This is a genomic window from bacterium (assembly GCA_021158245.1).
Lineage (GTDB): Bacteria > Zhuqueibacterota > QNDG01 > QNDG01 > QNDG01 > QNDG01.
In genome coordinates this window covers 1-10,437 of the sequence record JAGGVB010000099.1, presented here as the reverse complement: position 1 = coordinate 10,437, position 10,437 = coordinate 1, and the positions used below count along the sequence as shown (strand labels likewise).

Sequence of the window (10,437 nt, the reverse complement as noted above, 5' to 3'; positions counted from 1 at the left end):
TAATACAGTATGACTGGCCCGGCAATGTAAGGGAGCTTGAGAACAGCATTGAAACTGCAGTAATAATGAATCACGAAAATTTGCTGAAACCCGATAATTTTATGTTTCTTGAAGATCACAGAGACCTCCTTGATTCGGAGAGTGATTTTGGTGAAATTATGTCTATAGCAGAAGCAGAGAAACGCCTTATTCTGAAATCTTATAGGCAGCTGAATCAGAACAAGACAAGAACTGCAAAAACTCTCGGTATAACAATAAAAACCCTCAGGACAAAACTAAGGGAATACGGAGTAATTGAAACAGAAAAAGCTGTGCATGTCGATTAATATAATTTAAATCTTATGAGATAGAATGTACATACTAAATGGTTAATTATTCACTGGTCTGATTCCTGCGAAGTATTTATCCTGCATAAAAATAGTTTCTAACCTTTATGTAAAATCCGGAAATACAAAGACTTATAGATATAATAAATCCCGCCTGAATATGTTCTCTCCTGGCACGACCCTTGCTTAAAACAAACACGGTAATTATAGGATCAGGAGGTTGTCGTCATGGTAAACAAAATATTTTCCAAAACTGCAATACCGGTGATGAAACGTGTGCTTGATATTGCAAGCGACAGACAGAAGGTAATAGCAAGTAATATTGCAAATGCTGCAACTCCGGGTTACAAACGGCGTGAAGTAGATTTTAAAGCAAGCCTTGAAAAAGCAAAGGGAAGCAGTTCAATTAACGGTTTACTGGAAGACAAAAGGCATATCCCTCTGGGATCGAATGCTTCGCAGAGTGCAGTTGTGAAAGTGGATAATGAAAATCCGGACATAGAAAAAGAGATGGCACTTTCAGCAGAAAACCAAATTCTCTATGCAAGTGCAGCAAAAATTGTGAGTGGAACATTCCAGGCATTAAAAGGAAGTATAAGAGGCAGATTTTAATACTCTGCTGCAGTGTAGAACAGGAGATTAACAATGAGTTTCGGCAGAATGTTTTCAATATTCAGAATAAGCGGCTCAGGCCTTTCGGCACAGAGAAATCTGATTGAAGCAACTTCTAAAAATATTGCAAATGTTGAAACAACAAAGACGAAAAACGGGGGCCCTTATGTACCGAGGCGTGTACGTTTTAATGTATCACAGGGTCAGAGCGGCGGATTTGGAAATTTGCTTATGACAGAGCTTTCCAGAAGAAACGGCAGTGATGTTATCCGCGGTACAGGGCCTGTGGACGTGCTTCGCAAGCGTGCTGCTAATGTAGAATTTGCAGTCAATGCACAGCAGGTGAAACAGCAGAAAGAGCCTTTTAAACTTGTTTATGAACCGGATAATCCTGATGCTGATGAGAATGGATATGTAAAGAAACCGAATGTTAATCTTGTCAGGGAAATGAGTAATTTAATGATTGCTTCCCGTACTTATGAGGCTAATATATCCGTTATGAATGGAGCAAAGGCAATGATGAAAAAAGCTCTTGAGATTTAAACTATGCAGCGGGTAACGGAGGAGAGATGAAAGTTAGTCAGACAAATGTATCGTATGTAAATTACAACAGACGTGCACTCATCAATCAGGCCAGAGCAGGTAAAAATGAGTTAACAGATCAAATTAAAAAGAACGACAGTTTTAAGCATGAAGCTGAAGCTTTGGTTCAAAAGAAGAAAACCGGAATAAGCAAGAGTGTTGATTTCTCTAAACCTCTGTCAGCTCATTTAAGCAGGGATGAGAAAGTGATGCTTGGCAGTTTGTTTCCTGGAGTAAAAAAGAGTTTTGGTGTGAATGCGTATCAAAAAGTTGTGGATGATACTCCCGAGCAGGAAACAAGAGGTAAGAGCGTGGACTTGACACTTTGATTGTTTTTAAAAGAGTGCAATAAAAAGGAGCAATTGCAATGGAGATACAACCTATATCTCAGCAGAACAACCAGATTAACAACAGTGGGGCCGGTGGCTCTGTAAAGGATAAATCTTTCAAGAGTACAATTAATTCATTTCTTACAGATGTAAACAACCTGTTGAATGACTCAGGAAAACAGGTACAGGATTTGGCTGCAGGGAAGGTTGATAATATTCATGACGTAATGATTGCTGCAGAGAAAGCAAATATAAGCCTGGAGCTTGTTGTGGAAATCCGAAATAAGCTTCTCGAAGCATATCAGGAAATGATGCGCATGCAGGTTTAATGAAAACGGAGTAATGTTATGGCTGATATGCAAAGTTTCTGGAAGAGGTTTATAATTTCCTTTGGGCGTATGTCCATTGGTGAGAAATTGACAATAGCAACAACTCTGATCGGATTGATTATCGGAGTTTCACTGCTGATGAAATGGGCGACAAGGCCTGACTATGCACTTCTGTTTAATAATCTTGACCTGAAAGAAGCTGATAAAATTGTTGAATCTCTTAAAACAGGCAACATTCCGTACGAAATAAAATCCGGCGGTACTGCGGTATTTGTCCCTTCTTCTCAGGTATATGAATGGAGAATGAAGCTTGCAAGTGAGGGGCTGCCCTCAAGCGGAAGTGTAGGATATGAGATATTTGACCAGAAGAGTATTGGCATCTCGGATTTCGTGCAGAAGATTAATTATGGAAGGGCACTTGAAGGTGAGCTTGCAAGAACCATAATGGGTATAGACGGAGTAGAATATGCAAGAGTGCATGTTGTTATTCCTCATGAAAGGCTGTTCCAGGAGGATCAGAAAGATCCGACTGCATCAATAGCTATACGTGTCAAACCTAATGTAAGATTAGGGCGTAATCAGGTTGCGGGAATTACGAATTTGGTTGCTGCAAGTGTTGAAGGGCTGCGCGCTGAGAATGTCACTGTTATTGATTCCAGAGGGAATATTCTTTCAAATCAATGGAAGGATGGTACAGTTGCAGGAATGAGTTCCGGCCAAATGGAAGTACAGAGGCAGGTTGAATCGAACCTTCAGAAAAAGGCTCAGACAATGTTAGATGCAGTACTGGGCCAGGGTAAATCTATTGTAAGAGTAAGTGCAGAACTGAATTTTAAAAGGGTAGACCGAACAGAAGAAAAGTATGACCCTGAAAATGTTGCGATTTTAAGTGAGGAGCGTACTGATGAAGCTAATTCGTCCAATACTTCATCGGCAAGTAACGGAAAAGGACAGCTTGAGCATTCCATTACAAATTATAAGGTACCCAAGACCGTAGAAAGAATTATTGATTCGGGCGGGAATATAAAGAGAATTTCCGTAGCAGTTCTGGTTGACGGAAAGGAAGAGAAAGTTACGGATAGTAATGGTGCAGAGACTGTGAAATACAAGCCGCGAAACCCGGAAGAGCTTTCTCTGTTAAAAGGAGTTGTCCAAAATGCAGTGGGGTTCAATCCTGATAGAAATGACAAGATTGAGATTCAGAATATGATGTTTGAACAGGGGGATAAACCCGAGATAGTAAATGAACCTTCAAACTTTTCCAGGCCTGAATTCTGGTTTGGTATCGGGCAGAAAGCTTTTCCTGTAATTGTTATTCTTATAATGCTGTTCATTTTAAAATCAAAACTTTCAAAAATCAAGATTTCCGTTCCTTCTCAAGGGTATGGGCATAGCAGCAGGTCTTTAGGTATAGACCAGCAGGATATGATAGTACCAAATATAGAAGCGAATGCTCCGCCTGAAACAATTGAGAGTGCAAAGTTAATGAAACAGATAACTAATTTTGTTGAAGACAAGCCAGGCATGGCAGCGAGGCTTGTCCGTTATTGGATGCTTGAGGAATAGTGATTATGCATGAAACGCTTAATAATAAAATTGATGGTGTAAAAAAAGCTGCGGTTCTAATTGTCGCAATGGGTTCAAAAGCAGCAGCTCCGGTTTTAAAAGAGCTTACTGAAGAGGAAGTCGAGAGAATCACCCGTGAAATTGCAGCGCTTGAAAGCGTGCCTTCGGATCTTGTTGATTCAATAAAAGCTGAGTTCAGGCAGATGGTAATTGCCCAGGAGTATATTGCAGTAGGCGGGCTTGAGTATGCCAAAGAAGTTCTGGAAGAAGCGTTGGGAAGCGCAAAAGCTCTTGAAGTTATTAAAAAAGTACAACGTTCTATGGAAATCCGAGGGTTTAATATTTTAAAAAAATTGGATGCGGAACAGCTTATAAATTTTATGCAGAAGGAACATCCTCAGACTATAGCTCTTGTTCTGACTCAGCTGGATCCCGAACAAGCTGCCAACCTTTTAGGAAATTTACCTACTGAATTAAGAAATGATGTAATGTATCGTTTTGCAACTATGGACAGGGTTTCAACAGATTATATTAAAGAGGTTGAGAGAGTACTTGAGAGCAGAGTTGAATTTAATGTAAGCGGCAATCCTATCGGAGGTGTAAAAGCTGCGGCTGGAATTTTAAATCTTGCAGGCCAGTCAGTTGAAAAGGGCGTACTGCAGACTTTAAGCCAGAGGGATCCTGAGTTATCAGCTGAGATTAAAAATCTAATGTTTGTATTTGAGGACCTTCTTATGCTTGACGACAGATCCATTCAGAGAGTACTTAAAGATGTTGACATGAAGGAACTCAGCCTTGCGCTTAAAGGTGCAAGCGATGATATGAAAGCCAAAATACTGTCGAATGTTTCTGAGAGAGCATCAAAGATGATTAAAGAAGAGATGGAATTTATGGGCCCTGTCAAGCTTCGTGATGTTGAAAAAGCCCAACAGAAGATAGTTGACATTGTAAGAAAGCTTGATGAGGACGGAGAAGTCGTTCTTGCAACTCCCGGCGGGAAAGAGGAGATAATTGTCTGATTTTACAGTTAAAATTGACAGGCGTATTACAGGGGTCAGGGTTGAATCCTATGAACCTCAGGGTAGGAAACGAACAAGAAACAGCAATTTTACTCCGGGCAGCATCGGAAATAGCGAGGCCGAACAGCAGTGGCAGGAGAGGAGTGAGGCTGCATACCAAGTGGGTTTTGAGGATGGTAAGAAAATCGGTTTCCAGGAATGCAGAGATGAATTAAAAGAGACAATGTCGTCAATAAAGGCTATGATTAGTGAACTGGACAGGATGAGAGATGATCAGTATTTCGAAGCAGACAGGACAATTGCTGCTCTTGCAATAACTGTTGCAAGTACAATAATAAGGCGGGAAATATCAATTGATCATGGAATTGTAAAGTTGATCGCAAAAGATGCGCTTAAAGCAGTGGAAGACAAAAGACGGATTGCTATAAGGCTGAATCCTGCTGATGTAAAAGTGATTAGTGATATCTCGCCTGAATCATTATCTATAAAACAATTTGATGTTAAGGAAGACAGCTCAATTGAACAGGGCGGCTGTATAATAGAGGGTGATTCCGGCATTGTTGATGCACGCATTAATGTGCAGCTTGAAGAGATTGCAGAGAGGCTGCTCGGGAGTAATCAAAATGAGCATTGAAACACAAAATGAAGTCCTCCCGAGACTGGAAAGATACATCGACCTTATTGGAGATTCTTCTCCTGTTAGAATGATAGGAAGAGTAAGCCGTGTTGTAGGGGTTGTAGTGGAATCAATTGGGCCTGCTCTTACAATAGGAGATACATGCTGGATAATATCAAAAGATGAATCACGCAGAATCAGAGCGGAAGTAGTGGGCCTTAGAGGAGCGAATCTTCTGTTAATGCCCTTTGGCCAGATAAACGGGATTAGTACGGAATCTGAAGTCGTGCCGTGCAGGGAACCGGTTTCAGTACCTGTTGGAAATAATCTTCTTGGAAGAATAATAGACGGTCTTGGAAATCCGATTGATGAAAAAGGCCCTGTTAATACTGATATTAAGCGAGCAATACACAGCGATCCCCCAAGCCCTCTTTTCAGGCGGAGAATAGAGTCGCCCATAGCAACAGGAATCAGGTCTATTGACGGGCTTTTAACCTGTGGTGAGGGACAGAGGATGGGAATATTCGCAGGAAGCGGCGTTGGTAAAAGTATCCTTCTCGGTATGATAGCACGTAATACAAATGCTGATGTTAATGTTATTGCTTTGATAGGAGAGAGGGGAAGGGAAGTACGGGAATTTATTGAGAGGGATTTAGGCCCCGAAGGCCTTAAAAGATCGGTAGTGGTTGTTGTTACATCGGATCAGGCTGCAATATTACGAATTAAAGGTGCGCTCGTGGCGACAACAATAGCTGAATATTTCCGTGACCAGGGGCTTAAAGTTATGCTCATGATGGATTCTGTTACCAGATTTGCTATGGCCCAGAGAGAGATAGGCCTTGCAGTCGGAGAACCACCTACATCCAAAGGATATACTCCGTCAGTATTTACCCTGCTGCCAAAATTGCTCGAGAGGGCCGGTACAGGCTCTGTCGGCAGTATTACAGGCCTCTATACTGTACTTGTTGAGAGTGATGACATGAATGAGCCTGTTGCAGATGCAGTAAGATCAATACTTGACGGACATATTGTGCTTTCACGTAAACTGGCATCAATGAGCCATTATCCTGCGATTGATGTGCTTGAAAGCGTAAGCAGAGTTATGGGCGATGTTGTATCAACTGAGCACCGAAAATCGGCAAGAGATGTTATTGAGATACTCGCGACATACCGGGAGGCGGAAGATCTTGTTAATATAGGTGCATATGTTTCCGGGAGCAATCCCGGGATTGATAAGGCTTTAGGCCATATCGAGGGAATAAATAGTTTTTTAAAGCAGGATATCTACGAAAAAGCCGAGTATGAAAATACTTTGAAATCCCTGGATGAAGTACTTAAATAGAGCGGAAGCAGTTTATGAAGAAGTTTTTATTTAAACTTCAAAGAGTTATTGACGTTAAAAAAAGCATTGAAAAAAAGAAAATGCAGGAGTTGGCGGAAGCCAAAAGACATGTGAAGATAGAGAAGAAAAAGCTGGAGAAATTGATTGATAATAAAATAAGATACATTACTATGTTTAATGAATTAAAGGAGAGTGGCCCGATTAACGCATCTGATGCGAATCAAATTTTAAGGTACATTGATAAACTGAGAAAAGATATTGAGAAACAGAAAGATACAGTTGAGATTAAGATTAAAGAAGCCGGGAGAAGGCGTAATGATCTTGTTGAAACAGTAAAAGATAAAAAAATACTTGAAAAGCTCAGAGAAAATAAATTAGTTGATTATAATAAAGATGTGATTAAAGAGGAACAGACTTTTCTTGATGAAGTAGGTGCAGTAAAATCTGCACGAGGGGAACTGATAAAGATAAATACTTAAGAGTAGAAAAATGAGATAACAGAAAATAGAAAGAAAGATGATAGAAGACCGAAATAAGAATGGAGTAATAAAGGTGATGGTATCGGAAAAAGGCAAATTGGGAAACATGCCAGGATTAATATTTTTTGTTGTAATAAGTTTTTTAATCGCTTTGTTCAGTGTTTGGTTTTTTGTGATTAAAAATTATACAGATATTGCAAGTAACGTGAATCCTGAAAACACTATGGTAAAAGTTGAAATGGATTCGACGCAGTTTCCCCTGCAACTTTCAGATACACTAAATGCTGATATTGTAGATACCGTATCGTCCCCACAAAAGAATATAACTGCTAATCAAGAAGAGTGGAACGAGTTCAAGAAGAACAAGTTGCGAGCATATCTTGCAATTTTTAAACGTCAAGCACAGGAGGAAAATGCTAATATTGCAAGAATAAAACAGCTTTCTAAAGAGCGCGATTCTCTTGACCAGACTATTCAGAAAGTAGCAATGGAACGTGATGCATGGAAAAAACAGATGAGGGAGTATAAGGGCATTGCCGGAGCTGTTGCAGAGGAAGTAGTTGCTTATCAAAAAAAAAGAGATGCAGAAAAAGATTCTCTTGACCGTATTCAAAAAAAGAAAGTATTGGCAGGTAATGGAGCGGGAATAAGAAAACTTGCTAAAATTTATGAATCAATGAGGCCGGAACAGGCAGCGCCTATCTTAACAAAATTGAAGGATGACGAAATTATTAATATTTTATTTAAAATGCGGCAGAGAAATGCTGCTAAAGTTATTGCGAATTTTGATCCGGGACTTGCAGCAAGAATAACAAGAAAAATGAGCGGGAAGTAAAAAATGAATTCACAATTGATTTCAAAGTCCTCTTTGTTTTCTATTTTTTCGGCGGGAAACAGGAACATAAAGAATTCAGCCGTAAAAATACCGGGACAAAATCCGGAATTGTCGGCATTTGGTAATCTGTTTGCCATTCTGTTTTCCGTAAAAGAAAAAGGCGAACGTACTGAAAGTATGGTTCAGGGTAAATCAAAAATAAAATTTTCAGAAATAAATGAAAATATAAAATCAGAAAAAGAAATAAGACTATATATAGCAGGAGGGTTTCAGAAGCCTGGAGAAAATACCAATGTGAAAAAAATAACCGGGAATAAACCTTCCTCAGGTAAATCCAGCCTGGTTAATAAGACAAAAGGAATGCATGGTACAAAGATCTCTGTAGAAAACAATTCTGTAAAAGAGAGAAAAATCGTAAATACGCCTGTACAAGAGAGGCAAAAGACCGATATAAAACAGTTAAAAGAGGGGGCGGAGGATTCTGTTTTAAATGCTGATATTTTTACAGAAGGTGAACATGATGCTGGTGTGCAAAATTCAACTTCAGTGATTAATACGAGTAAAATAACTCCGTTACGTAATAGTACTGAAACCGATATCTCTAATCAAATACCCCGTTTAGTAAATAAAAAAAGGTTGGACTCTATTCATGTTAAGAAAAATGCCGCACAGAAAAAGAATCCGGCCCATTTGATAAACAAAGGCAGAAAAAATAATGTTGGCCGATTAAACAGGAAAACAGGAGAGGGGCAGAATGCGGAGAATGGCATAAATAGAGAGAATCAGAAATTTTCTTCCGTCAGTGAATACCCGGGCATTAAGCAAAACCAAAAGTCTGCGGTATTAGGGGATCATCCTGAATCAGAGATTATAAAAACTCAACAAAAGGCCCCTGCTGGTGCTTATAACATCAATGCAGCAGAAAAGCAGCCTGACGCTGTAAGCAGTGCTGATGTAAAAACAACTCAGGGAATTATTATGGGAAAAGATAACAACGGGCATTCTGTTGAGATTAAAACTAAAGATGCCGACTTTTCAAATATAAAAATTGATAAACCGGTACATGAAAATATCAGGAAGAATCAACATAGTCAACAATCAGAGATTGATTTTAAAATTGCCGGAAAAGAATCTTTGGAAGGTAAGCTTCTGAATGGGAAGCTTGTTTTTGTTCATAAATCTGATTATGCATCTAACGAAACAAAATCAAAACAAATTGAACAGCCTGACAATGTTAAAGAAAATGGCCAATCTAAAGAGGCTTCTTTGGAGAATTCTGCAAGTATGGAAAATATGCATCTGCAGTCAGCGGATGTTAAAAAATCCGGATTTTCTTCCAGGAAAATAAACACTACTCCGCAGGGTATCCGGAGTAATGAAAATATAAATACAGGCGAAGGTGATTTAAAAATCCGTAATGCGGCGAGGGAAATCTCTGATGTTAAAGGAACTTCACCTTTGCCTGCAGAGAGGCCTTTGATAATTCAGACTACGCGTGCGATTGTAAATATGAACAGCACAGGTGAAACGAAACTGACAATTATGCTGACCCCCCCTGCAATGGGGAAGATGAAGATTGAGCTTAAATCGAATAAAGATGGTGTTGATGTAAAACTGATTGTTGAAATTAAGGAAGTAAAGGGAATCATGGATTCTGCAGTTTCTGATATGAAAGAGGCAATTTCAAAGAATGGTGTTAATCTTCGCAATGTTTTTGTAGAGCTGACACCTGACCAGCAGAATGATAAAGATTTCGGAGACAGCCTTCATAGTAACAGAGATTCGCAGAATTTTAATCATGGAAGAGGCAGTTCGCATGGCAAAGCGGAGAACCGTCCTTTTTCTGATGATAAAAGTGAAAAAGATTATACAAGGTATTTCGGATATAATTCAATGGAAATAATTGCATAAATATTTTTAAAGGAGGTGATTAATATGATGGTGGACAGTGTATCAAGCGGGCAGGCTTCTGGTATTCTTCAGGCTGCAGCAGGAGGTTCTGATATTATGGGCAAAGATTCATTCCTCCAGCTTCTTGTTACGCAGTTAAAGAATCAGGATCCTCTACAGCCTATGGATAATACTCAATTTGTGGCCCAGCTTGCGCAGTTCAGCTCACTTGAACAGGTACAGAACCTGAATGGCCTGATGTCTCAAAATAACGATCTAACTCTGTCTGTTCACAATGCTCTTATGACTAACCTGATAGGAAAGGTTGTTTCAGTGGATAGCGATCAGGTATACTGGGATGGAAATGAAGCATCGGCAATTGAGTATGATGTAGAGGAACCGGGTAAAGTATCTTTTGAAATCTACGATCAAGACGGTTCTCTCGTTAGGACAGTAGCAGGAGAGGATAAATTGGCCGGTACATATACTTTCCAGTGGGACGGCCTTGATTC

The 10,437-nt window shown here is 39.6% G+C and carries 13 protein-coding genes; all 13 read left to right on the top strand.

What is annotated here, in order from left to right:
- Window positions 1-326: sigma-54-dependent Fis family transcriptional regulator (locus J7K93_05955; protein MCD6116537.1), on the top strand; the 326-nt coding region annotated here is incomplete at its 5' end.
- A gap of 228 nt (window positions 327-554) precedes the next feature.
- Window positions 555-938 (top strand): flagellar basal body rod protein FlgB, encoded by a 384-nt coding sequence (gene flgB / locus J7K93_05950; GenBank protein ID MCD6116536.1) that lies wholly within the window; start codon window positions 555-557, stop codon window positions 936-938.
- 48 nt (window positions 939-986) lie between these two features.
- Window positions 987-1,481 carry a flagellar basal body rod protein FlgC gene (flgC, locus tag J7K93_05945; protein MCD6116535.1) on the top strand — a complete coding sequence of 165 codons (495 nt, stop codon included), beginning with the start codon at window positions 987-989 and terminating at the stop codon, window positions 1,479-1,481.
- A gap of 26 nt (window positions 1,482-1,507) precedes the next feature.
- Entirely contained in the window at window positions 1,508-1,849 is a 342-nt protein-coding gene (locus J7K93_05940; protein ID MCD6116534.1) for a hypothetical protein, read from the top strand.
- A gap of 38 nt (window positions 1,850-1,887) precedes the next feature.
- The gene (gene fliE, locus J7K93_05935) at window positions 1,888-2,178 is read left to right on the top strand and encodes a flagellar hook-basal body complex protein FliE (protein ID MCD6116533.1); all 291 of its coding nucleotides are present in this window, start codon (window positions 1,888-1,890) and stop codon (window positions 2,176-2,178) included.
- An 18-nt stretch (window positions 2,179-2,196) separates the two neighbouring features.
- A complete protein-coding gene (gene fliF, locus J7K93_05930; protein MCD6116532.1) occupies window positions 2,197-3,744 on the top strand; it encodes a flagellar M-ring protein FliF in 1,548 nt (515 codons plus the stop codon).
- Window positions 3,745-3,749: 5 nt separating this feature from the next.
- Window positions 3,750-4,763 carry a flagellar motor switch protein FliG gene (gene fliG, locus J7K93_05925; protein MCD6116531.1) on the top strand — a complete coding sequence of 338 codons (1,014 nt, stop codon included), beginning with the start codon at window positions 3,750-3,752 and terminating at the stop codon, window positions 4,761-4,763.
- Window positions 4,756-5,397, top strand: coding sequence for a hypothetical protein (locus J7K93_05920; GenBank protein MCD6116530.1), 642 nt, complete (start codon window positions 4,756-4,758; stop codon window positions 5,395-5,397). The genes fliG and J7K93_05920 overlap by 8 nt, the downstream gene beginning before the upstream one ends.
- Window positions 5,387-6,721, top strand: a complete 1,335-nt coding sequence (fliI, locus tag J7K93_05915; GenBank protein ID MCD6116529.1) for a flagellar protein export ATPase FliI — start codon at window positions 5,387-5,389, stop codon at window positions 6,719-6,721. Before J7K93_05920 ends, fliI begins: the two co-directional genes overlap by 11 nt.
- A gap of 14 nt (window positions 6,722-6,735) precedes the next feature.
- The gene (gene fliJ / locus J7K93_05910) at window positions 6,736-7,200 is read left to right on the top strand and encodes a flagellar export protein FliJ (protein ID MCD6116528.1); all 465 of its coding nucleotides are present in this window, start codon (window positions 6,736-6,738) and stop codon (window positions 7,198-7,200) included.
- Window positions 7,201-7,237: 37 nt separating this feature from the next.
- Window positions 7,238-8,035, top strand: a complete 798-nt coding sequence (locus tag J7K93_05905) for a hypothetical protein (protein ID MCD6116527.1) — start codon at window positions 7,238-7,240, stop codon at window positions 8,033-8,035.
- 3 nt (window positions 8,036-8,038) lie between these two features.
- The gene (locus tag J7K93_05900; GenBank protein MCD6116526.1) at window positions 8,039-9,946 is read left to right on the top strand and encodes a flagellar hook-length control protein FliK; all 1,908 of its coding nucleotides are present in this window, start codon (window positions 8,039-8,041) and stop codon (window positions 9,944-9,946) included.
- 24 nt (window positions 9,947-9,970) lie between these two features.
- A partial coding sequence (locus J7K93_05895) for a flagellar hook assembly protein FlgD (protein MCD6116525.1) occupies window positions 9,971-10,437 on the top strand: 467 nt, incomplete at its 3' end.